Consider the following 20,839-nt stretch of genomic DNA (forward strand, 5'->3'; position numbering starts at 1 on the left):
CAAACTCTCTGCACTTGTCGTTGACATGACACCTTCTACGCGCGTCATCATGAACGGCATGAGGATCCCCCCACGCATCACTCGCATCGGTACCTCCGCCGCTGTCCTGTCCGCCCTGCTCATCGGCGGTACCGTCTCGGCCACGACGGCCGACGCCGCGGTCGGCAGCATCTGCTACACCAGGCTGCCCTCGCAGGCGTACGACACGCTCGAACTGATCGACCAGGGCGGGCCGTTCCCGTACTCGCAGGACGGGGCCGTCTTCCAGAACCGGGAAGGCGTCCTGCCCAGCCAGACCTCCGGCTACTACCACGAGTACACCGTGAAGACCCCCGGCTCGTCGACGCGCGGCGCGCGCCGCATCGTGACCGGTAAGAAGACCGACGAGGACTACTACACCGCGGACCACTACGTCACGTTCAACCTGGTCAACTACGGCTGCTGAAGCCCGGCCCCGTCCGGACGTACGCCCTCCAGGCCGTACGTCCGGACGGCCGTACCCCTGAAGATCTCGTGCCGTTCCGCCGCGGTGAGGCCGGAGGTCAACTCGCGTGCGGTGTCCATGACCTGGGCGTAGCCGGTGGCGGCGAGGCGGCACACCGGCCAGTCGGAGCCGAACATCAGCCGCCCGGGACCGAAGGCGTCCAGGACCGTGTCGGCGTACGGCCGGAGGCCGGCGGTGGTCCAGGAGGTCCAGTCGGCCTCGGTGACCATGCCGGAGAGCTTGCACACGGTGTTGGGCAGCGCGGCGAGCCGGCCGATCTCCCCCGCCCAGGGTTCGAGAACGCCGGTGGAGATGGGCGGCTTGGCCAAGTGGTCCAGGACGAGGGCGAGTTCCGGCAGACGGCGCGCGGCCTCGATCGCGGCAGGGAGTTGACGGGGTGTGACCAGCAGGTCGTAGACGAGTCCCGCGTCGGCGACGGCGGAGAGTCCGCGCAGCACGTCGGGGCGCAGCAGCCAGCGCGGATCGGGCTCGCCCTGCACCTGGTGGCGGATGCCCACCAGATGCTGTCCGCCCGGGAGTTCGCGCAGCGCGGCGAGGCGGTCGGCGACGTCGGGCGCGGTCAGGTCGGTCCAGCCGACGACCCCGGCGACCAGGTCGCTCCCGGCCGCGAGGGCCAGGAACTCCGGGGTCTCCTCCGCGACGGTGACCGTCTGCACGAGCACGGTCGCGACCACACCCGCCGCGCGGGCCTCGGGTTCGAGGTCGGCGAGGGCGAAGTCGCGGCGCAGCGGCGCGAGTTCGGGTCCGGTGATCCAGTCCTGGTCGCGGACCGAGAGGTCCCACACATGGTGGTGGGCGTCCACGGACCCCGGTTCGGCGCTCACAGCTCCCACACCACGGGCAGCGAGGCGTCGGCTCCCCCGGCGGAGTAGTCGTGGACGACGTCGAGGAGGTCGGCCATCCTCGCCTGCCAGGCGATGTTGACCGGCAGCTTCTCCAGTTCGGCGATCATCGCCGGGTAGTCCTCGACCTCCAGGAGGTGGAAGAGGTCGGTGCCGCTGCGCCAGATGGTCCAGCTGCCGACCCCGGCGGCGCGGATGGCGGCGGTCAGTTCCGCGGGGACCTCGCGATGGGCGGCCTCGTACTCCGCCACGCGGTCGGCGCGGACCCTCGTGTGCAGGGCGACCCTCATGGCGTCTCCTCCGGCTGCGGGACGGGGGTGTCCGGGTCCAGCAGGCCCTCCGCGCGCAGGTCGTCCCAGAGGGCGGCCGGGATCGGGCGGCCGATCTGGTCGACCGCGTCGCGCACCTCCTCGGCGGAGCGCACGCCGGTCAGCACGCCCGCGACGGCGGGGTGGCCGGAGGGGAAGGCCAGGGCGGCGGCGCGCAGCGGCACACCGTGGCGTTCGGTGACGGCCTTCAGCCGCAGGGCGCGGTCGAGGACGGGCTCCGGGACGGGCGCGTAGTTGTAGGTGACGCCCGGTTTCGGGTCGATGAGCAGACCCGAGTTGAAGGCGCCGCCGATCAGGACGCTGCGCCCCCGGGCGGCGGCCTCGGGAAGCAGTTCCTCCAGGCCCTCCTGTTCGAGGAGGGTGTAGCGGCCGGCCAGCAGGACCACGTCGATGTCGGTCTCGCGCAGGAAACGGGCGGGTACCGCGCACTGGTTCATGCCGACCCCGATCGCGCCGACGACACCCTCGTCCCGTAGGCGTTCCAGCGCCGGGTAGGCCTCGCGCAGCGCCTGGTCGACGTGGTCGTCGGGGTCGTGCAGCAGGACGACGTCCACCCGGTCCAGGCCGAGCCGCTCCAGGCTGGCCTCCAGGGAGCGCAGGACGCCGTCGGCGGTGAAGTCCCAGACGCGGCGGTGGGTCGCCGGGACCGCGAAGCCGTTCGCCAGGTCGTCGCCCTCGACACCGTCGTTGGGCACCAGCAGGCGGCCGACCTTGGTGGAGACGGTGTACGTGTCGCGGGGGCGTCCGCGCAGGGCGGCTCCCAGGCGCCGTTCGGACAGGCCGATCCCGTAGTGGGGTGCCGTGTCGAAGGTGCGGATGCCCGCGTCCCAGGCGGCCTGAAGCGCTCCGGCGGCGTCCTCGTCGGAGACGGGCCGGAAGAGACTGCCGATGGCGGCCGCCCCGAAGCCGAGCCGGGTGACCGGGACGGCGGTGTTCCCCAGGCGCGTGGTTCTCATGAGCCGGCCGCCGGGCGCAGCCGGAGCCCCTGCATACCGCCGTCGACGGCGAGGGCGGTGCCGGTGACGGACGCGGCGGCGGGGCTCGCCAGATAGACGACCGCCTCCGCGACCTCGTCCGCGGTGACCAGGCGTCCCATGGGCTGGCGGGCGTTGAGGGCGGCGCGCTCGGCCTCGGGGTCGTCGGCGGCGTCCAGCAGCCGGCCCACCCACGGGGTGTCGGCGGTGCCGGGATTGACGCAGTTGACGCGGACGCCCTCACGGACGTGGTCCGCGGCCATGGCCAGGGTCAGCGAGAGGACCGCGCCCTTGCTGGCGGAGTACAGGGCGCGCTGCGGCAGCCCCGCGGTGGCCGCGATGGAGCAGGTGTTGACGATCGCCGCGTGCGCCGAGCGCCGCAGGTGCGGAAGCGCGGCGCGGGCGGTGCGGACCATACCGAGGACGTTGACGTCCAGGACCCGCCGCCACTCGTCGTCGGGGTTGTCCTCGACGGTGCCCTGCGCGCCGATGCCGGCGTTGTTGACGACGATGTCCAGGCCGCCCAGCCGGTCGGCCGCGTCGTCGACGGCGGCGCGCACCGACGCGTCGTCGCAGACGTCGGCCTTCAGCGCGAGCAGCGGCGCGGGCACCCCGGAGGGGTCGAGGTCGAGCACCGCCACCGCTGCGCCGCGCTCGGCGAGCAGCCGGGCGGTGGCCAGCCCGATGCCGGAGGCTCCGCCGGTGACGATCGCCCTCAGGCCTTCCAGCCCGCTCATACGTCCTCCTCCTGTCACGACTGTCACGACGACTGTCCTGCGAGGTCGGCGACCCAGAAAGCGCCGTCCGGGTAACGGTATTCCGCGATGGACGAGGGATGCATCGTGGCGGAGAAACCGGGCGTGAGCGGCGCGCGGTAGTGGCCCTCGCGGACGACGACCGGCGCGTCGAAGTGCTCGTGGAGGTGGTCGACGTACTCGATGACCCGGTTCTCGGTCGTTCCCGAGAGCGCCAGGAAGTCGAACATCGACAGATGCTGCACCAGCTCGCACAGGCCGACCCCGCCGGCGTGCGGGCACACCGGTACGCCGAACTTCGCGGCGAGCAGCAGGATCGCCAGGTTCTCGTTGACGCCGCCGACCCGGGCGGCGTCGATCTGGAGCACGTCGAGGGCACCGGCCTGGAGCAGCTGCTTGAAGACGATGCGGTTCTGGACGTGCTCCCCGGTGGCGACCTTGACCGGGGCGATCGCCTCGCGGATCGTGGCATGGCCGAGGACGTCGTCGGGACTGGTCGGCTCCTCGACCCAGTAGGGCTCGAAGGCGGCGAGGGCGTTGGTCCAGGCGATCGCCTCGTCGACGTTCCAGCGCTGATTTGCGTCGATGGCGATGCGCACGCCGTCTCCGACGGCGGCCCGCGCGGTGCGCAGCCGTCGTACGTCGTCGTCCAGGTCGGCGCCGACCTTCAGTTTGATCTGGGTGAACCCGTCGGCGACGGCCTGCTTGGCGAGCCGGGTGAGTTTCTCGTCGGAGTAGCCGAGCCAGCCCGGTGAGGTGGTGTAGCCGGGGTAGCCGCGCTCCAGCAGGGCGGCCTCGCGCTCGGCGAGCCCGGCGCGGCCCGCGCGCAGCAGGGCGAGCGCCTCCTCGGGGGTGAGGGCGTCGGCGATGTAGCGGAAGTCGACCTGGGAGACCAGCCACTCGGGGTCGGCGTGCGCCAGGAGCCGCCACAGGGGCTGTCCGGCCCGCTTGGCGGCCAGGTCCCAGACGGCGTTGACGACGGCGCCGATCGCCATGTGCATCACGCCCTTCTCCGGGCCCAGCCAGCGCAGTTGGCTGTCCCCGACCAGGTCCCGGCTGAGCGACCCCGGGTCGGCGCACAGCTCGTCGACGGACCGGCCCACCAGGTGCGGGCGCAGGGCGGCGATGGCGGCGACCTGTACGTCGTTGCCGCGTCCGATGGTGAAGCTGAAGCCGTGGCCCTCGAGACCGTCCCCCGCGTCGGTGCGCAGCACCAGGTAGGCGGCCGAGTAGTCGGGGTCCGGGTTCATCGCGTCCGAGCCGTCCAGTTCCCGCGAGGTGGGGAAACGGACGTCGAAGGTGTCGACCGCGGTGATCCGGGCGGAGGGGGCAGTCACATGGATGCCTTTCACAAATTCATCGGAGGTATGACAGCACCGCGACTCTAGAGCGCACAACGTGCACCTGGCAACGGATTCCTCGGATGTATTTGCCTCCGGAGCCTGTCCGACCCCTGCGCGACAGGCTCCGCACAAAACAAGGGCACACGACATCTTGTCAGCCTCGGCAACCCCGCCGTAACGTCCTCCGCGTCCGAGATACATCGGAGGAATCTCCGCGGCTCAAGGAGAGAACAAGGTCATGAAGCTCGCGCGCATCCGTTCCACCGCCGCAGCCGCCGGTGCCGTACTCACGGCACTGGCCCTCGTCACCGCCTGCAACCGGGACGGCAACAGCTCGGGCTCGGCCGGCGACAAGCCCGCCATCGGCATCGACCTGCCGCGTTCCGACTCCGACTTCTGGAACTCCTACGCGCAGTACCTGAAGAAGGACATCAAGGGCGACGGGATCAACGCGCTGCCCCTGAGCAACTCGCAGAACGACGTCACCAAGCTGGTCGCCAACGTCCAGGTGTTCGAGAACACCGGCGCCAAGGCGATCATCATGGCCCCGCAGGACACCGGCGCCGTCGCGTCCACGCTCGAGACCCTGGCGTCGAAGAAGATCCCGGTGGTCAGCGTCGACACCCGCCCCGACAAGGGCGACGTCTACATGGTGGTGCGCGCCGACAACAAGGCGTACGGCACCAAGGCCTGCGAGTTCCTCGGCAAGCAGCTCGGCGGCAAGGGCAAGGTCGCCGAGTTCCAGGGCGCCCTGGACTCCATCAACGGGCGGGACCGCTCCGAGGCGTTCGCCGCCTGTATGAAGGAGAAGTTCCCGGACATCAAGGTGTTCGAGCTGCCCACCGACTGGAAGGGCGACGTGGCCTCGGCCAAGCTGCAGAGCCTGCTCGCCCAGCACCCCGACCTGAACGGCATCTACATGCAGGCCGGCGGTGTCTTCCTGCAGCCGACCCTGGCCCTGCTCCAGCAGAAGGGCCTGCTCAAGCCGGCCGGGCAGAAGGGCCACATCTCGATCATCTCCAACGACGGCATCCCGCAGGAGTTCGACGCCATCCGCAAGGGCCAGATCGACGCGACCGTCTCCCAGCCCGCCGACCTGTACGCGAAGTACGCGCTGTACTACGCGCAGGCCGCGGCGGACGGCAAGACCTTCAAGCCCGGGGCCACCGACCACGACTCGACCATCATCGAGATCCCCAACGGCCTGGAGGACCAGCTGCCGGCGCCCCTGGTGACCAAGGACAACGTGGACGACAAGACCCTGTGGGGCAACACCGTCAGCAAGTAGTCCGCCCGAACGAAGGACGGTATCCACCATGGCGAACGGGTCTCCCGTTCCGGTGGCCGAGGCCGCCGGCATCAGCAAGCGGTTCGGCGCCACCGTCGCCCTGCGGGACGCGCGCATCACTGTCACCGCGGGCGAGTCGCACGCGCTGGTCGGCCGCAACGGCGCCGGCAAGTCGACGCTCGTGTCCATCCTGACGGGGCTCCAGCAGCCCGACACCGGCACCCTGCGTTTCTCCGGCCGCCCAGCCCCCGCCTTCGGCGACATCGACGCCTGGCGCTCCCGGGTGGCCTGCGTCTACCAGCGGTCCACCATCCTGCCGGGCCTCACCGTCGCCGAGAACCTCTTCCTCAACCGGCAGAGCGACGGCGCGCTGCGGCCCATCCGCTGGAAGGAGCTGCGGCGCCGGGCCGGGGAACTCCTCGGCGAGTACGGCGTGGACGTCGACCCCACCGCGCGGGCCGGGGAACTCTCCGTCGAGCAGCGGCAGTTCGTCGAGATCGCGCGGGCGCTGTCGTTCGGCGCGCGCTTCATCGTCCTGGACGAGCCGACCGCCAAGCTCGACGCCCGGGGCATCACCCGGCTCTTCGACAAGCTGCGCGACCTCCAGCGCCAGGGCGTCGCCTTCCTGTTCATCTCGCACCATCTGCAGGAGGTGTACGACCTCTGCACCACCGTCACCGTCTACCGCGACGCCGCGCACATCCTCACCGCGCCCGTGGCGGAACTGAGCCACCAGGCCCTGGTGGAGGCGATGACGGGCGAGACGACCACCGGTTCGGACGCCACGGCCCCTCTCAGCGCGCCCCGGACCCGCTCCGGGACACTGCTGGAGGTCGACGGTCTGACCCTGAAGGACGTGTGCCGGGACCTGTCGCTGTCGGTCGGCGCGGGTGAGGTCGTCGGGCTCGCCGGGGCGACGGCGAGCGGGAACGTGCAGGTCGGCGAGGCGGTCGCCGGGCTGCACCGGGCCGAGGCGGGCACGATCTCGGTCGGCGGCCGGGGCGTCCGTACCGGCAGCGTGTCGTCCGCGCTCGCGGCCGGGGTCGGCCTGGTGCCCGAGGACCGGCACCTCCAGGGCCTGGTGCACGGCCGCAGTGTGGCGGAGAACGCCACCCTGACCGTCACCGACCAGCTGGGCCCGTACGGCACGGTCCTGCCGGGCCGTACGCGCGCGTTCGCCGCCCGGATGATCCGCGACCTCGACATCAAGACGCCGGGCGCGGCCACCTCCGTGTCGGCGCTCTCGGGCGGCAACCAGCAGAAGGTCGTGGTCGCCCGGGCCCTCGCCACCGACCCCCGGGTGCTGGTGGCGATCCGCCCGACCAACGGGGTGGACGTCAAGTCCAAGGAGTTCCTGCTGACCCGGATCCGCCAGGTCGCGGAGAGCGGCCGGGCCGCGCTGATCGTCTCCGACGAGCTGGACGACCTCAGGGCGTGCGACCGGGTCGTCGTCATGTTCCACGGGCACGCGGTCGCCGAGTTCGGCCCCGGCTGGACGGACGAGCAGCTGGTCGCCGCCGTGGAGGGAGTGGCCGCCACGGCCGCAGCATCCGACACCGAAACGCACGGAAGGTAGAGATGTCCGCCACCACAGATGTCACCGACGCCGCGGCGAACGAGAAACGGGCGGCCGGCGGGGACGCCCGGCGGGGGCTCGACCTCGGCCGGTTCCGTGAGCTGTCCCTGGTCCCGGTCATCCTGGTCCTGGGCCTGATCGGGTTCATCGTCTCGCCTGCCTTCCTGACCTCCGACAACCTCATCGGGGTCGCCCAGCAGTCCACCGAGCTCAGCCTGCTGGTGCTGGCCGCCGCCCTGATCCTGATCTGCGGCCGGATGGACCTCTCCCTGGAGTCCACCATCGGTGTCGCGCCGGTCGTCGCGGTGTGGCTGGTGCTGCCCACCGACGGCAGCCGCTTCACCGGCCTCGGGCTGCTGCCGGAGTGGACGGCGATACCGCTGTGTCTGCTGGTGGGCGCGGTGATCGGCGCGGTGAACGGGTTCCTGATCCTGAAGCTGCGGCTCAACGGGTTCATCGTCACCCTCGGCATGCTGACCATGCTGCGCGGCCTCCAGGTGGCCCTCTCCGACGGCCAGTCCATCGTGGAGCTGCCGTCGTCCTTCACCTACCTGGGCCGGGCGTCCTGGCTGGGCATGCCGGCCGCGATCTGGATCTGCCTGGTGCTGTTCGCGGCCGGCGGCGGCGCGCTGGCCTATCTGCGGCACGGCCGGGCGCTGTACGCGATCGGCGGCAACGCGGAGGCCGCCCGCACGGCCGGCATCAAGGTCGACCGGATCGTGTGGACGGTGCTGATCCTCGGCAGCCTGCTCGCCGCGTTCGCCGGCATCCTCTACAGCGGCCACTACGGGTCGATCTCCGCCACCCAGGGCAACGGCTGGATCTTCCAGGTCTTCGCGGCCACGGTCATCGGCGGAGTCAGCCTCAACGGCGGCAAGGGGTCCGTCTTCGGCGCGCTCACCGGTGTACTGACGCTCCAGCTGGTCGTCAACGTGATGACCCTGGCGGGCGTGCCCCCGCTGTGGAACCAGTTCCTCAACGGCGCGATCATCATCGTCGCCCTGATCATCTCCCGCTTCGCCTCCGGCGAGAAGCAGGAGTGAACGTCGGTGCCGCGGTTCCCGAGCGCTCGGGAACCGCGGCACCGACGTTCAGGAACTACGGGAACTTCGTGGGGGGAATCCCGCGCTCCCATGATGACGCGCGTAGAGCATGGCATGTCAATGACAAGTCCGGCGTTTTTTCCGTGAGGTCCGTTGCCGTCTCGGAAAGTTAACCTGCGGCCGTCCGGCGGTCAGCCGTTCTCCGGCAGTTCGTATGTCCCGTAGCGCGGCCGTCCGTCCAGTTCGTACGTCTGTACGGAGACGCCCGCACCGGTGGTCCGGCCGCCGGCGTGCCGGAACGCGGTGGGCACGGCGCCGTCGGCGAACAGCCGCAGCCCGGACCCCAGCACGACCGGGAACGTCAGCAGGTGAACGGTGTCCACGAGGTCCTGGGCGAACAGCGACTGCGCCAGCGCACCGCTGCCGTGCACCTGGAGCTCGCCGTCGGTGTTCTCCTTCAACGCGGTGATCTCCTTGACGAGTCCCCCGCCGCCCCGGAGCACGCTGGTGCCCTCCCAGGCGGGGTCGGTGAGGGTCCTGGAGACGACGTACTTCGGCAGCGCGTTCAGCTTGCCCGCGACCGGGTCGGCCGGGTCGGTGACCTTGGGCCAGAAGGCGGAGAAGATGTCGTAGGTACGGCGGCCGAGAAGGAACGCGCCGACCTGGTCGAAGACGCCGCCCATGAACCGGCCGAAGTCGTCGTCTCCGTACGGGAAGCTCCAGCCTCCGTGTGCGAAGCCGCCGCGGGTGTCCTCGTCGGGGCCGCCGGGAGCCTGGTAGACGCCGTCGAGGGTGACGAAACTGGTGAGTACGAGCTTGCCCATGACGGGTGCCCTCCTTGGGAGTGCTCGGGTGGGTCTGCTGTCCTGACTTTCAACGGTGCAGACCCCGCCCGCGCCCGCAACTCATCGGTCGCGCTCAGCCGGCGTTCGTGGAGAACAGTCCGCCGGTCGGCCCCTGCTTGTCGCCGCCCTGGGCCTTCTTCAGGGCGTTGGCGAGGCTCTCGATGGTGAGGGACTGCAGGATGACCCGGCCGTTGCCCTCCAGGGTGGCCAGGGAGAGGCCCTCGCCGCCGAGGACGGCGTTCATGACGCCCTGGCGGTTGAGGCCGCCGACGCGCTGGACGCCGTACTGGATGCCCTCCTCGAAGGCGACGACGCAGCCGGTGTCGACCTCGACGCGGCCTCCGAAGTCGGCCGGGTTCAGGTCGATGAAGTTGCCCGCGCCGGCGATGATCACCGTGCCGTGGCCGGTGAACTTCTCCAGGACGAAGCCCTCGCCGCCCTTCATGCCGGTCCGGCCGCCCTGGAAGGCGATGCCGAAGTCGACGCTGGACTCGGCGGCCACGAAGGCGTCCTTCTCGGCGAACCACGCGCGCGTGCCGTTCAGCTCCAGGGCGCGCATCTCGCCCGGGAGGACGCCCGCGAAGGCGACCGTGCCCTCGCCGCCCTGGGCGGTGAAGTACTGGAACGCCAGCGACTCGCCCGCGAGGGCGCGCTGGCCGACCTGCATGGCGGTGCCCATGGCCTGGCGCAGCATGCCGCCCATGCCACCACCGCCACCGCCGCCGCCCCCGCCCCCGCCCTGCTGCTGCTGCTGCTGCCCGCCGAGCCGGGTCTCCATGGTCACGTTCGTCGTCTTGAAGAGGAACTTCCCCGCCTCGCAGTACACCGTCCGGCCGGGTTCCAGGGTGACGACCGCCATCTGCATGGCGTTTCCGACGATCTCTTGCTTAAGGGTCACAAGGGGAGAACGTGAGAGACGCGGGCAGGAGTTCCGAGGTCGACGTCCGTTCGCCGCCGGTACGGGGCGGCGCGGGCCGCTGTGATGGAGCCATGACGACTTACGAGACGCATGACAAGACGGCTTACGGGACTCTGGACGGCAAGGTGGCCCTGGTGACCGGCGGCAGCCGCGGTATCGGTGCCGCGACGGCCCTGCGGCTCGCCCAGGAGGGCGCGGACGTGGCGGTGACGTACGTGAACGGCAAGGAGGCGGCCGAGGACGTCGTACGGGCCGTTCAGGCGCTGGGACGGCGGGCGGTGGCGCTGCGCGCGGACGCCGGGGACGCGGCGGAGGCGGCCGGGGCCGTGGACCGCGCGGTGGAGGCGCTGGGCGGTCTCTACGTCCTGGTGAACAACGCGGGCGTGGGCGTCCTCGGACCGTTGCCGGACCTCGCCCCCGCCGACGTCGACCGGGTGCTGGCGGTGAACGTACGCGGGGTGTTCCTCGCCTCGCGGGCGGCGGCCGGGCGGATGCGGGAAGGGGGCCGGATCATCACCATCGGCAGCTGTATGGCCCAGCGGGTGCCGGGGCCCGGCGGGACGCTGTACGCGATGAGCAAGGCCGCGCTGGTGGGGCTCACCAAGGCGCTCGCCCGGGAGCTGGGCGGGCGCGGGATCACCGCGAACATCGTGCACCCCGGCCCGATCGACACGGACATGAACCCCGCCGACGGCCCCTACGCGGCCGGGCAGACCACGCTGACGGCACTCGGCCGCTTCGGCACGGCCCAGGAGGTGGCGGCGACGGTGGCGCATCTGGCGGGCGCCGCCTACGTCACCGGCGCGGAGTACACGGTGGACGGCGGACACGCGGCATAGGAACCCCGATTATCATCGCGGCCGAACTCGAACTGTCATACGGGGGAGAACCATGACAACGTTCGGCACGGGGGCTCGGCGAGCCCTGTCGTTCGCGTCGACCGCACTCGTCGCCGGGGCCTTGGGGGTGGCGGGCACCCTGGGCTACCAGTGGGTCACCGCCCCGGACACGTCCGCCGTCGACGCGCAGGCCGGTGAGCTCGCCGACGCCCTGCGGAAGGATCTGACGTCCGGCTTCTACTCGGCGGGGGGCGGGACCTACGGCGGACAGTTCACCGAGGGCACGGTGGTCGCCCAGACCGAGGCGCACGGCGGGGCGCTGCTGAGCTTCGGGTCCGACGGCGGCGTGCACACCGCCGAGGTGATGCTGGGCCTGGTGCCGCCCGAGGCGAGAACCAGCGGCGCGAAGGACCCGGCCGCGGACGCCTACCCGGTGCGCTGCTACCGCTACACGTTCGCCTTCGGTGCGCACAGCGTGAAGCGGTCCGGCGTGGACTGCCCGACCACGCGGACCGACGGCAGGCCCGGCAGCCTCGTGGCGCAGCTGGGCGTGCTGCTGGTGGAGCAGCCCGCCGGCAACAACGCGTACCGGAACACGGCGACCGAGGGGTACACGCACACCCCGCAGGGCGTCAGGGACTTCCTGAAGGCCAAGGGGCTCGTCACGGCCGGCGACGCCGTGACCGGGGTCTCCGGCCGGGCCGACGGCGACGACCTGTACGTCGTCGCCCTGCGGATCAACGGCGCCTGCCACTACCTGCGCATGGGCTCTGGATCTTCGTCGTCTTCGGCGTCGGACCTGATACCCCTGTGGACCGCCCCGGCCGACGAGCAGGAGGCGTGCGACGTGGGGCACGCCGTGGCCGCCTCCGCCCTGTACGGGACCGACCCGGCGAAGGAGGGGTGAGGGCCCCGCCGGATCAGCCGCCCAGCTCCTGGTGGCGCGCCAGGAGACGGGCCGCGCCCTCCTCCGTCAGGGTGCCGAACAGGCGCAGACGGGAGATGCCGCCGTCCGGGTAGATGTCCACGCGCGCGTGGGTGCCGACGGCGGGGGCCGGGAGGACGAAGCGGTGGTTGGTGTCGGGCTGGAGGCGGGTGCGCGGGAGGATCTCCGTCCAGGCGTCCTCCCCGGCGTCCGCGCCGTTCGCTCCGGACTCGCCGTCCCTGACGGACACCGACGCCCAGCCCGCGCTGTTGCCCTTCAGGTACGCCGTGTCGATCTCGATCGCGCGGATCCGCGCCTGCGCGGCGAGCCGGTAGCGGATCCAGTCGTGGCCCCGGTCGCGCCGCCGCCGGGTCTCCCAGCCGTCGTCCATCTTGCGGGAGCGGCCCGGCTGGATGGTGTTCGTCGCCGGGGAGTAGAAGAGGTTGGAGGCGTCCTCGGCCCGGCCGCCGTTCTCCAGGGCGACGACGTCGAAGGTGCCGAGCACCGCGAGCCACTCGGGATCCGGGACGACCTCGCCGTACACGCGCAGCCGGGCGATGCCCCCGTCGGGGTGCTGGTTGACGCGCAGGTGGGTGAAGCGCTGTTCGAGGGAGACGGCGAAGCCGTTCGCCGCGTGGCCGCCGACCGGCGTGCGCGGGACGAGCGTCGTCCACTTCACGTCGTCGGAGAGCAGGTCCCGCGGTGACGGGGAGCCCGGGAGGGAGGTGCCCTCGACCGAGACCGCCTGCGGGTAGTTGCCGCGGAAGTGGGCCGTGTCGACGACGATCCCGCGGATCACGCCCGGCGCCCCGAGCCGCACCAGCGCCCAGTCGTGGTCGTCGGCCGTGGGCCAGGGGTGCTCGGCGGAGGCGCCGCGGCGGCGCCGGGTCTCCCAGCCGTCCATGACCTTGCCCTTGTGCCCGAAGTGCTCGGGGTCGAACTCGGCGCGCCCGGGCAGCAGCAGGTTCTCGCGGTGGGCGAAGAACTCGTCGTTGGCGGCGATGACGGCTCCGCCGAGGTTCCGGTCGGCGAGGTCGGCGAGGTGGGCGAAGGGGAACTCGGCGGTGCGGTGGTCCGCGTACGGGTCGCCGCCGCCGTAGGGGCTCGCGTCGCCGGTGAAGCTCGGTATCTCCGTCACTGGGGGTGCCTTTCGGGTCGGCCGGTGCGGGTGAGGAGGCGCCCCTTCGGGTCGGTGAACTCGCCGTCCGCGACGATGCGTTCGCCGCGCAGCCAGGTGGACTTCACGACGCCGTACAGGGTCCGGCCGGCGTACGCGGTGACACGGTTGCGGTGCTGGAGGGCGGCCGGGTCGACGGTGAAGGCCTCGTCGGGGGCGAGGACGGCGAAGTCGGCGTCGCGGCCGGGCTCGATGGCGCCCTTGCGCGCGAGTCCCACGAGTTCCGCCGTACGCGTGGACATCCAGCGGACCACGTCCTCCAGTCCGTGGCCGCGCCGGCGGGCCTCGGTCCAGACGGCGGCCAGGCTGAGCTGGAGGCCCGAGATGCCGCCCCAGGCCGTCGCGAAGTCGGCGGTCTTGAGGTCGGCCGTGGACGGGGAGTGGTCGGTGACGACGCAGTCGATGGTGCCGTCGGCCAGCGCCCGCCAGAGCAGGTCCTGGTTGGCGGCCTCGCGGATGGGCGGGCAGCACTTGAACTCGCTGGCGCCGTCGGGGACCTCCTCGGCGGTGAGGGTGAGGTAGTGCGGGCAGGTCTCGACGGTGATGCGGACACCCTCCGCCCTGGCCTCCGCGATCAGCGGCAGCGCGTCGCTGGACGACAGGTGCAGTACGTGCACACGCGCGTGGAGGCGCTTCGCCTGCGCGATCAGCGAGGCGATGGCGGTGTCCTCGGCGTGGCGGGGGCGGGAGGCGAGGAAGTCCGCGTACCGGGGGCCGCTCTGCCGGGGGGCGGCGTCGAGGTCGTGGGGATCCTCGGCGTGCACGATCAGCAGGCCGTCGAAGCCGGCGATCTCGGCCAGGGAGCGGGCGAGTGCGTCCTGGTCGAGGTGGGGGAACTCGTCCACGCCGGACGGCGACAGGAAGGCCTTGAAGCCGAAGACGCCGGCGTCGTGCAGGGGGCGCAGGTCCTTGACGTTGTCGGGCAGGGCGCCGCCCCAGAAGCCGACGTCGATGTGCGCCTTGTCGGCGGCGACCTCCCGCTTGGTCCGGAGGTGGTCGACGGTCGTCGTCGGCGGGAGGGAGTTGAGGGGCATGTCGACGAGGGTGGTGATGCCGCCGGCGGCCGCCGCGCGCGTGGCGGTCCAGAAGCCCTCCCAGTGGGTGCGGCCGGGGTCGTTGACGTGCACGTGGGTGTCGACCAGTCCGGGCAGCAGGACGTCGTCGCCGAGGTCCTCCAGACGGGCGCCCTCGGGGACGGGGACGTCGTACGGCAGTACGGCCGTGATCGTCCCGGCGGACACGGCCACGGAGGCGGCACGCGTCCCCTCCGGGAGGATGACGCGCGTCGAGCGCAGCACCAGTTCGGCGTCGGACACCCGGATCCCTCTCTGCCGTGACACTTCCGCGTTACTTCCGTGTAACGGAATTGAACTTTCTTATGGTGGAGTCTTCCTTTCCGCGTCCCGCATCGTCAAGAGCATCCGTCTTCAGGGTGCACGAGGAGGCCCGAGACCGCCGGGTAGGCTTCAGCGTCCCGCCAGTCTCGAAAGGAACGCGCCGTGCCGACGTCGAGCGCAAGCCCCACCGACTCCGCCAGGTCCGCCGGCGGCGGGGTCCAGTCCCTCGAGCGCGCGTTCGACCTGCTGGAGCGGATGGCCGACGCGGGCGGCGAGGTGGGGCTCAGCGAACTGTCCGCGAGCAGCGGGCTGCCGCTGCCCACCATCCACCGGCTGATGCGCACCCTCGTCGTCTGCGGTTACGTCCGCCAGCAGCCCAACCGCCGCTACGCGCTGGGCCCCCGGCTGATCCGGCTCGGCGAGTCGGCGTCCCGGCTGCTGGGCACCTGGGCCCGGCCGTACCTGGCCCGGCTGGTCGAGGAGACCGGCGAGACGGCGAACATGGCGCTGCTCGACGGCGACGAGATCGTGTACGTGGCGCAGGTGCCGTCGAAGCACTCGATGCGGATGTTCACCGAGGTCGGCCGCCGGGTCCTGCCGCACTCCACGGGCGTGGGCAAGGCGCTGCTCGCGGGCTTCCCGGACGCCGAGGTGCGCGCCCTGCTGGCCCGCACCGGTATGCCCGCCGCGACCGACCGGACGATCACCACCCCGGAGGGCTTCCTGGCGGCCCTGGCGGAGGTACGGCGGGCCGGTTACGCGGTCGACGACAACGAGCAGGAGATCGGCGTCCGCTGCCTCGCGGTGTCCGTCCCGGACTCCCCCACCGCCGCCGCCGTCTCCATCTCCGGCCCGGCGGGCCGTGTCACGGACGAGGCGACGGAGAAGATCGTGCCCGTCCTCCGGCAGGTCGCGAGTGACCTCTCCACCGCCCTGGCCACGCAGAACCCCTAGCGTTCCCTGGGCGGCCCGCCGAACAGGTCCACCGCTTCGCGCACCTGTGAGAGCCCCCGCGCCAGCGCGCTGACCGAGCCGATCGCGCCCGCGATGAGCAGCAGGGAGCGGCGCAGGTGGGGTATTTCGGGGGCGCCGCCCAAAGCCATGGCGTCCAGGGCCATGGCGTCCAGGGCGGCGAGTTCCTCCTCCGCGATGTCCCGGTCCGGGAACTCCGCGGGGTGCGCGGCGAGTTCACGGCGCAGCCGGGACACCGCGGAGCGCAGCTCCGACACCCGCGGATCCTCGTCGCTGCCGGTCAAGGGCCTCTGCTCCACGCTCCGCAACACAGTCCTCCCCCTCGCGCCCCGCCCGCGCGTCCCGTTGTGGCGCACACCCCCGGGCCGGGCGCCGGTCGGGCGCCCGGTCGGTGCGGGCGCCCAGTTAACGCCACCCGGACCCGGGCGCGCCAGCCCGCTGCGTCATCGAGTTGCTGCGCTGTGTGATGTGCGGCGCGATCGGCTCGTACGGTATGCAGGATCCATGACACAGGACGCACGCGATGTCGCCGGACTGCTGCTCGCCGCCGGTGGCGGACGGCGGCTCGGCGGTCGCCCCAAGGCGCTGCTGACGTACCACGGGCGGCCTCTGGTGGAGCACGCGGTGGGCGTGCTGCGCGCGGCCGGGTGCACGCGCGTGCACGTGGTCCTGGGAGCCGCCGCCGAGGCCGTGAAGGAGCGGGCACGCCTCGACGGGTGCGTGGTGGTGGAGAACCCGGAGTGGGAGCAGGGCATGGGCAGTTCCCTGCGCGCCGGCCTCGCGTCGCTCACCGGCCTCGCGTCGCCCACCGGGCCGCGGGCGGCGCTGGTCTCGCTGGTCGACCAGCCGGGGATCGGGCCGGCGGCCGTACGCCGGGTACTCGCGGCGTACGACGGCGAGCACTCGCTCGCGGCCGCGGCCTACGACGGCCGGCGCGGCCACCCCGTCCTCTTCGGGTCGGCCCACTGGGCGGGCGTCGCGGCGAGCGCCGGCGGGGACCGGGGCGCGCGCGCCTACCTGAAGGAGCACGGGGCGGCCGTCACGCTCGTGGAGTGCGGGGACGTGGCCCGGCCGTACGACATCGACACCCCCGAGGACCTCACCCGCCTCACCATTGAACTTCCACAATGAGGAAACTAGTATCCATTGATCAGAAGGGCACCCGGTGCCACGCTCGCTGAAGGAAGTGACAGCTCATGTCCGCACCAGCGCCGTCCCCGCTGGCCATCGTCGACGCCGTGCCCCTGCCCCGGCAGGAGGAGGTCCTCACGGAGGCGGCCCTCGCCTTCGTGGCCGAGCTGCACCGGCGGTTCACCCCGCGCCGTGACGAGCTGCTCGCCCGGCGCGCCGAGCGCCGTGCCGGGATCGCCCGCACCTCCACCCTGGACTTCCTCCCGGAGACCGCCGCGATCCGTGCCGACGACTCCTGGCGGGTGGCCCCCTCCCCCGCCGCCCTGGACGACCGCCGGGTCGAGATCACCGGGCCCACAGACCGCAAGATGACCATCAACGCCCTCAACTCGGGTGCGAAGGTCTGGCTCGCGGACTTCGAGGACGCCTCCGCCCCGACCTGGGAGAACGTCGTCCTCGGCCAGCTCAACCTGATCGACGCCTACACCCGGAACATCGACTTCACGGACCCGGGCTCCGGCAAGTCGTACGCCCTGAAGGACGCCGACGAGCTCGCCACCGTCGTGACGCGCCCGCGCGGCTGGCATCTGAACGAGCGTCACCTCCGGCTGGACGGCGAGCCGGTGCCCGGCGCCCTCGTCGACTTCGGTCTGTACTTCTTCCACAACGCCCAGCGGCTGCTCGACCTCGGCAAGGGCCCGTACTTCTACCTCGCGAAGACCGAGTCGCACCTCGAAGCCCGCCTGTGGAACGACGTGTTCGTGTTCGCGCAGGACTACGTCGGCATCCCGCAGGGCACGGTCCGCGCCACCGTCCTGATCGAGACGATCACGGCCGCGTACGAGATGGAGGAGATCCTCTACGAACTCCGCGACCACGCCTCGGGGTTGAACGCGGGCCGCTGGGACTATCTGTTCTCCATCGTGAAGAACTTCCGTGACGGCGGCGCCAAGTTCGTCCTCCCGGACCGCAACGCCGTGACGATGACCGCCCCGTTCATGCGCGCCTACACCGAACTCCTCGTCCGTACCTGCCACAAGCGCGGCGCGCACGCGATCGGCGGCATGGCGGCGTTCATCCCGTCCCGCCGGGACGCGGAAGTCAACAAGGTGGCCTTCGAGAAGGTCCGCGCCGACAAGGACCGTGAGGCGGGCGACGGTTTCGACGGCTCCTGGGTCGCCCACCCCGACCTGGTCCCGATCGCCATGGAGTCCTTCGACAAGGTCCTCGGCGACCGGCCGAACCAGAAGGACCGGCTGCGCGAGGACGTCCATGTCGAGGCCGCCGACCTGATCGCGGTCGACTCGCTGGAGGCGAGCCCGACGTACGCCGGACTCGTCAACGCCGTGCAGGTCGGCATCCGTTACATCGAGGCGTGGCTGCGCGGGCTCGGCGCGGTCGCCATCTTCAACCTCATGGAGGACGCGGCGACGGCCGAGATCTCGCGTTCGCAGATCTGGCAGTGGATCAACGCGGGCGTCGAGTTCGAGAACGGCCGGAAGGCGACCGCCGAGCTGGCCCGGAAGGTCGCCGCCGAGGAACTCGCCGCCATCCGCGAGGAGATCGGCGAGGAGGCCTTCGCGGCCGGCCACTGGCAGCAGGCGCACGACCTGCTGCTGACGGTCGCCCTCGACGAGGACTACGCGGACTTCCTCACGCTGCCCGCGTACGAGCAGCTCAAGGGCTGATGTCGTCCTGACCGGCCCGGTCCGAGTGGCCCAGGGGCTTCCCCGGGGCCACCCGGTCGCGTACGGCGCGCTTGACCGCCGTGGGCTCGGGGAACCCCTGCTCCTTGCGGTCCCACACCACCTCGTCGTCGACGCGGACCACGAAGATCCCGCCCGTGCCGGGCCGCAGGGCCAGTTCGGTCAGCTCGGCCTCGAAGGTCGTCAGCAGTTCCTGCGCCAGCCAGGCGGCCCTGGGCAGCCAGCGGCACTGGGTGCAGTACTCGATCTCGACACGGCCACTCATCCCAGGTGCACCGACCAATCCTGTTCGGCCGCGGGCTTTCCGTGCAGGTCCGGTACCTGCTTGAGCCACGCGGGGCGTCCGCGCCGATTCCTCGCCGCGCGCCGGACCTCCTCGGCGGCGAGCTCCTCCCCGCCGGGGAAGTCGGTGGGCAGCCAGGCCGCCGAGGCCTTCACGCGCGCGTGGAGGTGCGTCACATACGCGTCCCGGGCCTCCTCCGGTGTCGCGAAGTCCGTCAGCCAGGCGTCCGGCACCTCCGCGACGACCCTCCGCAGGAGTTCCCCGGTCACCTTCGGCGCCAGTTCCGCGTCGGCGGCGGGTACGTCGGGGCCGTAGCGGCCGAGGGCGTGGTGGCGGAAGTCGTAGGCCTTGCCGGGGTCGGCGCCGTCCCAGCGGTGGTGGAAGACGAGGGCGGCGCCGTGGTCGATGAGCCACAGGCGCGGCGGCACGGTCCCGGACGTCGGCCAGATCATCAGGTTGGAGCTGTGGACCGTACGGTCGACGTTGACGGTCAGGGCGTCGAGCCAGACGATCCGCCCGGCCTCCAGCGGGTCCACGGGGAAGGTCTTCGCGACCTCGGGCGTGAAGTCCCGGGCGCCCGGCAGGAAGTCCATGCCGAGGTTGAGGCCGGCGCTCGCGGCGTGCAGGTCCCGCACCTCCTGGTGCGGCTCGTCGTCGGCGACGGCCGGGTCGAAGTGCACGAGCACCAGCTCGGGGAAGCGCAGCCCGAGGGCGCGCGCCAGCTCCCCGACGATCACCTCGGCGACCAGCGCCCGGCGGCCCTGCGCGGAGCCGGTGAACTTGACGACGTACGTGCCCAGGTCGTCGGCCTCGACGACGCCGGGCACGGAGCCGCCGGACCGCAGGGGCTCGACATAGCGCGTTGCCGTGACCTCTCTCAGCATGGCGCCGCACCCCTTGCTTCCGGCCTCCGGCATGAAGTCAGCAGTCTAACCGGGGGTACCGGCCGCCCGCCGACGAGCGGTCCGCCGAGGTGGCCCCGCCCTCGCGGCGCGCGCTCACCGCCGCGGCGAGGTGTCTCTGCGTCGTCTCGGCCAGCGCTTCACCGTGGACGGCCGTCAGGAGTTCCTCGGCGATGTGGTGCAGCTTGGTGTTCGTGTGCTGGGAGACCGCGACCAGTACGGCCCACGCGTCCCCGGCGCTCAGCGAGAACGTGGCCATCAGGACGCCTCTGGCCTGGTCGATCGCGGGACGCGTCCGCATGGCGCGGCGCAGCTGGGTGATCTCGTTGCGCAGGTCTTCCGGGGTGCCCGCGAACAGCTGTGACGTTTCCGTCGTGGCCAGGAGTCTGCGCACGAAGGGGCCGGCCGCCCGCACGGTGAGCGTCTTGCCCTGTCCCAACGCCCGCAGCCGCGCGTCCAGCAGGGCGTTGAGCACCGAGCAGTCGCAGAACGTGACTCCGCTCAGGTCCAGTTCCACCTGCTGGTCGCACCGGTCGACGGCGTCCTCCAGCACCCTGCGCAGCCGTTGCGCGCCGGTGATGTCCCATTCGCCGGAGATCGTGACGATCAGGTGATGCATGGCTGCCTCCACGCGAGGGCGCTGACTCCACTTCAGGCTGCCCCGCCCGCTATTTCGCGTCAAGAGATACCGGAAATCTATTTCATGCTTTTGAATGCGCGAACGGAGTCCCCTACCCTGGGGCTCATGGACCAAGTGCCGGAGCCGCACACGGGCTGGACGTTTCTCACCAACCACGCCCGCGTACTCGCCGCCATCGCAGGTCACCGCTCCACCCGCATCCGCGACATCGCCGCGCGCTGCCGGCTCACCGAACGGGCCGTGCAGAAGATCATCACCGACCTCGAGGCCGACGGGTATCTGACCCACACCCGCGAAGGCCGGGCGAACGTCTACCACATCCAGCCCGGCACGATCCTCCGGCACCCGGCGGAATCCGGACTCACCGTCGGCGAACTGCTGGTCTTCCTCCTACGGCACGACGACACCCGCAGCGACCAGCCAGCCACCTGACCCCGCGGCCCGGAAAGGAGTGGCACGGTCACGGACGCCTTCCGTCCTTCGGAGCCGGCGCCGCCCGAGAACGACC

The 20,839-nt window shown here is 71.7% G+C and carries 23 protein-coding genes; 10 read left to right on the forward strand and 13 right to left on the reverse strand.

Annotated elements, in window-relative coordinates; genetic code table 11:
• The first annotated feature begins 58 nt into the window (after window positions 1–58).
• The gene (locus ACFPIH_RS00490) at window positions 59–445 is read left to right on the forward strand and encodes a guanyl-specific ribonuclease (RefSeq protein ID WP_381166014.1); all 387 of its coding nucleotides are present in this window, start codon (window positions 59–61) and stop codon (window positions 443–445) included.
• Here ACFPIH_RS00490 and ACFPIH_RS00495 read toward each other — a convergent pair.
• From ACFPIH_RS00495 to ACFPIH_RS00515, 5 genes are read right to left on the reverse strand one after another with little or no spacing between them, the layout of a single operon-like run.
• On the reverse strand, window positions 433–1,329 hold the full coding sequence (locus ACFPIH_RS00495) for an amidohydrolase family protein (RefSeq protein ID WP_381166016.1): 897 nt from the start codon (window positions 1,327–1,329) through the stop codon (window positions 433–435). The two genes, ACFPIH_RS00490 and ACFPIH_RS00495, sit on opposite strands and share 13 nt — an antisense overlap.
• A complete protein-coding gene (locus ACFPIH_RS00500; protein ID WP_381166018.1) occupies window positions 1,326–1,637 on the reverse strand; it encodes an L-rhamnose mutarotase in 312 nt (103 codons plus the stop codon). The genes ACFPIH_RS00495 and ACFPIH_RS00500 overlap by 4 nt, the downstream gene beginning before the upstream one ends.
• A complete protein-coding gene (locus tag ACFPIH_RS00505; protein WP_381166020.1) occupies window positions 1,634–2,632 on the reverse strand; it encodes an aldo/keto reductase in 999 nt (332 codons plus the stop codon). Before ACFPIH_RS00505 ends, ACFPIH_RS00500 begins: the two co-directional genes overlap by 4 nt.
• The gene (locus tag ACFPIH_RS00510; protein ID WP_381166022.1) at window positions 2,629–3,387 is read right to left on the reverse strand and encodes an SDR family NAD(P)-dependent oxidoreductase; all 759 of its coding nucleotides are present in this window, start codon (window positions 3,385–3,387) and stop codon (window positions 2,629–2,631) included. Before ACFPIH_RS00510 ends, ACFPIH_RS00505 begins: the two co-directional genes overlap by 4 nt.
• A gap of 23 nt (window positions 3,388–3,410) precedes the next feature.
• Window positions 3,411–4,742: an L-fuconate dehydratase gene (locus ACFPIH_RS00515; RefSeq protein WP_381166024.1), complete on the reverse strand. Its 1,332-nt coding sequence runs from the start codon at window positions 4,740–4,742 to the stop codon at window positions 3,411–3,413.
• Window positions 4,743–4,986: 244 nt separating this feature from the next.
• Between ACFPIH_RS00515 and ACFPIH_RS00520 the strand changes: the two genes are divergently transcribed.
• From ACFPIH_RS00520 to ACFPIH_RS00530, 3 genes are read left to right on the forward strand one after another with little or no spacing between them, the layout of a single operon-like run.
• Window positions 4,987–6,036, forward strand: a complete 1,050-nt coding sequence (locus ACFPIH_RS00520) for a sugar ABC transporter substrate-binding protein (RefSeq protein WP_381166026.1) — start codon at window positions 4,987–4,989, stop codon at window positions 6,034–6,036.
• Between the two features lie 28 nt (window positions 6,037–6,064).
• Entirely contained in the window at window positions 6,065–7,612 is a 1,548-nt protein-coding gene (locus ACFPIH_RS00525) for a sugar ABC transporter ATP-binding protein (RefSeq protein WP_381166028.1), read from the forward strand.
• A 2-nt stretch (window positions 7,613–7,614) separates the two neighbouring features.
• Window positions 7,615–8,655, forward strand: coding sequence for an ABC transporter permease (locus ACFPIH_RS00530; protein ID WP_381166030.1), 1,041 nt, complete (start codon window positions 7,615–7,617; stop codon window positions 8,653–8,655).
• Window positions 8,656–8,846: 191 nt separating this feature from the next.
• Here the strand turns inward: ACFPIH_RS00530 and ACFPIH_RS00535 are convergent, their stop codons facing one another.
• The gene (locus tag ACFPIH_RS00535) at window positions 8,847–9,479 is read right to left on the reverse strand and encodes a dihydrofolate reductase family protein (protein ID WP_381166032.1); all 633 of its coding nucleotides are present in this window, start codon (window positions 9,477–9,479) and stop codon (window positions 8,847–8,849) included.
• 94 nt (window positions 9,480–9,573) lie between these two features.
• Entirely contained in the window at window positions 9,574–10,398 is an 825-nt protein-coding gene (locus ACFPIH_RS00540; RefSeq protein WP_381166034.1) for an AIM24 family protein, read from the reverse strand.
• A gap of 92 nt (window positions 10,399–10,490) precedes the next feature.
• Here ACFPIH_RS00540 and ACFPIH_RS00545 point away from each other — a divergent pair, with 92 nt between their 5' ends.
• Both ACFPIH_RS00545 and ACFPIH_RS00550 read left to right on the forward strand, forming a co-directional pair.
• A complete protein-coding gene (locus tag ACFPIH_RS00545; RefSeq protein WP_381166036.1) occupies window positions 10,491–11,258 on the forward strand; it encodes an SDR family oxidoreductase in 768 nt (255 codons plus the stop codon).
• A 52-nt stretch (window positions 11,259–11,310) separates the two neighbouring features.
• Window positions 11,311–12,165, forward strand: coding sequence for a hypothetical protein (locus ACFPIH_RS00550; RefSeq protein ID WP_381166038.1), 855 nt, complete (start codon window positions 11,311–11,313; stop codon window positions 12,163–12,165).
• A 13-nt stretch (window positions 12,166–12,178) separates the two neighbouring features.
• Here the strand turns inward: ACFPIH_RS00550 and alc are convergent, their stop codons facing one another.
• The gene (gene alc, locus ACFPIH_RS00555) at window positions 12,179–13,321 is read right to left on the reverse strand and encodes an allantoicase (RefSeq protein ID WP_381166040.1); all 1,143 of its coding nucleotides are present in this window, start codon (window positions 13,319–13,321) and stop codon (window positions 12,179–12,181) included.
• The gene (allB, locus tag ACFPIH_RS00560) at window positions 13,318–14,676 is read right to left on the reverse strand and encodes an allantoinase AllB (protein ID WP_381166042.1); all 1,359 of its coding nucleotides are present in this window, start codon (window positions 14,674–14,676) and stop codon (window positions 13,318–13,320) included. The genes alc and allB overlap by 4 nt, the downstream gene beginning before the upstream one ends.
• A gap of 183 nt (window positions 14,677–14,859) precedes the next feature.
• Between allB and ACFPIH_RS00565 the strand changes: the two genes are divergently transcribed.
• Window positions 14,860–15,651: an IclR family transcriptional regulator gene (locus ACFPIH_RS00565; protein WP_381166043.1), complete on the forward strand. Its 792-nt coding sequence runs from the start codon at window positions 14,860–14,862 to the stop codon at window positions 15,649–15,651.
• Here ACFPIH_RS00565 and ACFPIH_RS00570 read toward each other — a convergent pair.
• Window positions 15,648–15,980 carry a DUF5955 family protein gene (locus ACFPIH_RS00570; RefSeq protein WP_381166044.1) on the reverse strand — a complete coding sequence of 111 codons (333 nt, stop codon included), beginning with the start codon at window positions 15,978–15,980 and terminating at the stop codon, window positions 15,648–15,650. The two genes, ACFPIH_RS00565 and ACFPIH_RS00570, sit on opposite strands and share 4 nt — an antisense overlap.
• Before the next feature lie 193 nt (window positions 15,981–16,173).
• Here ACFPIH_RS00570 and ACFPIH_RS00575 point away from each other — a divergent pair, with 193 nt between their 5' ends.
• Complete coding sequence (locus ACFPIH_RS00575) at window positions 16,174–16,800, forward strand: nucleotidyltransferase family protein (RefSeq protein WP_381166045.1); 627 nt, start codon at window positions 16,174–16,176, stop codon at window positions 16,798–16,800.
• Between the two features lie 65 nt (window positions 16,801–16,865).
• Complete coding sequence (aceB, locus tag ACFPIH_RS00580; protein WP_381166047.1) at window positions 16,866–18,488, forward strand: malate synthase A; 1,623 nt, start codon at window positions 16,866–16,868, stop codon at window positions 18,486–18,488.
• On the opposite strand, the gene ACFPIH_RS00585 is transcribed toward aceB, so the two are convergent.
• Genes ACFPIH_RS00585 through ACFPIH_RS00595 form a run of 3 tightly spaced genes read right to left on the reverse strand, consistent with a single transcriptional unit; the run spans window position 18,478 to window position 20,517 of the window.
• Window positions 18,478–18,771, reverse strand: a complete 294-nt coding sequence (locus ACFPIH_RS00585) for an Rdx family protein (protein ID WP_381166049.1) — start codon at window positions 18,769–18,771, stop codon at window positions 18,478–18,480. The two genes, aceB and ACFPIH_RS00585, sit on opposite strands and share 11 nt — an antisense overlap.
• The gene (locus ACFPIH_RS00590; RefSeq protein WP_381166051.1) at window positions 18,768–19,673 is read right to left on the reverse strand and encodes a HipA family kinase; all 906 of its coding nucleotides are present in this window, start codon (window positions 19,671–19,673) and stop codon (window positions 18,768–18,770) included. The genes ACFPIH_RS00585 and ACFPIH_RS00590 overlap by 4 nt, the downstream gene beginning before the upstream one ends.
• A 37-nt stretch (window positions 19,674–19,710) precedes the next feature.
• On the reverse strand, window positions 19,711–20,517 hold the full coding sequence (locus tag ACFPIH_RS00595; RefSeq protein WP_381166053.1) for an ANTAR domain-containing protein: 807 nt from the start codon (window positions 20,515–20,517) through the stop codon (window positions 19,711–19,713).
• On the opposite strand from ACFPIH_RS00595, the gene ACFPIH_RS00600 reads away from it, so the two are divergent.
• Window positions 20,437–20,763, forward strand: a complete 327-nt coding sequence (locus tag ACFPIH_RS00600) for a helix-turn-helix transcriptional regulator (RefSeq protein ID WP_381166055.1) — start codon at window positions 20,437–20,439, stop codon at window positions 20,761–20,763. The genes ACFPIH_RS00595 and ACFPIH_RS00600 overlap by 81 nt on opposite strands.
• The last annotated feature ends 76 nt before the right edge of the window (window positions 20,764–20,839 follow it).

This window comes from Streptomyces vulcanius (genome assembly GCF_042653945.1).
Taxonomy (GTDB): domain Bacteria; phylum Actinomycetota; class Actinomycetes; order Streptomycetales; family Streptomycetaceae; genus Streptomyces; species Streptomyces mangrovi.

Bases quoted from the DNA above. Each gene is read 5' to 3' on its own strand.
- ACFPIH_RS00530 (WP_381166030.1), top strand. From the start codon at position 7,615: ATGTCCGCCACCACAGATGTCACCGACGCCGCGGCGAACGAGAAACGG.
- ACFPIH_RS00590 (WP_381166051.1), bottom strand. From the start codon at position 19,673: ATGCTGAGAGAGGTCACGGCAACGCGCTATGTCGAGCCCCTGCGGTCC.
- aceB (WP_381166047.1), top strand. From the start codon at position 16,866: ATGTCCGCACCAGCGCCGTCCCCGCTGGCCATCGTCGACGCCGTGCCC.
- ACFPIH_RS00505 (WP_381166020.1), bottom strand. From the start codon at position 2,632: ATGAGAACCACGCGCCTGGGGAACACCGCCGTCCCGGTCACCCGGCTC.
- ACFPIH_RS00600 (WP_381166055.1), top strand. From the start codon at position 20,437: ATGGACCAAGTGCCGGAGCCGCACACGGGCTGGACGTTTCTCACCAAC.
- ACFPIH_RS00585 (WP_381166049.1), bottom strand. From the start codon at position 18,771: ATGAGTGGCCGTGTCGAGATCGAGTACTGCACCCAGTGCCGCTGGCTG.
- ACFPIH_RS00510 (WP_381166022.1), bottom strand. From the start codon at position 3,387: ATGAGCGGGCTGGAAGGCCTGAGGGCGATCGTCACCGGCGGAGCCTCC.
- ACFPIH_RS00550 (WP_381166038.1), top strand. From the start codon at position 11,311: ATGACAACGTTCGGCACGGGGGCTCGGCGAGCCCTGTCGTTCGCGTCG.
- ACFPIH_RS00575 (WP_381166045.1), top strand. From the start codon at position 16,174: ATGACACAGGACGCACGCGATGTCGCCGGACTGCTGCTCGCCGCCGGT.
- ACFPIH_RS00500 (WP_381166018.1), bottom strand. From the start codon at position 1,637: ATGAGGGTCGCCCTGCACACGAGGGTCCGCGCCGACCGCGTGGCGGAG.
- ACFPIH_RS00545 (WP_381166036.1), top strand. From the start codon at position 10,491: ATGACGACTTACGAGACGCATGACAAGACGGCTTACGGGACTCTGGAC.
- ACFPIH_RS00525 (WP_381166028.1), top strand. From the start codon at position 6,065: ATGGCGAACGGGTCTCCCGTTCCGGTGGCCGAGGCCGCCGGCATCAGC.
- ACFPIH_RS00490 (WP_381166014.1), top strand. From the start codon at position 59: ATGAGGATCCCCCCACGCATCACTCGCATCGGTACCTCCGCCGCTGTC.
- ACFPIH_RS00520 (WP_381166026.1), top strand. From the start codon at position 4,987: ATGAAGCTCGCGCGCATCCGTTCCACCGCCGCAGCCGCCGGTGCCGTA.
- ACFPIH_RS00535 (WP_381166032.1), bottom strand. From the start codon at position 9,479: ATGGGCAAGCTCGTACTCACCAGTTTCGTCACCCTCGACGGCGTCTAC.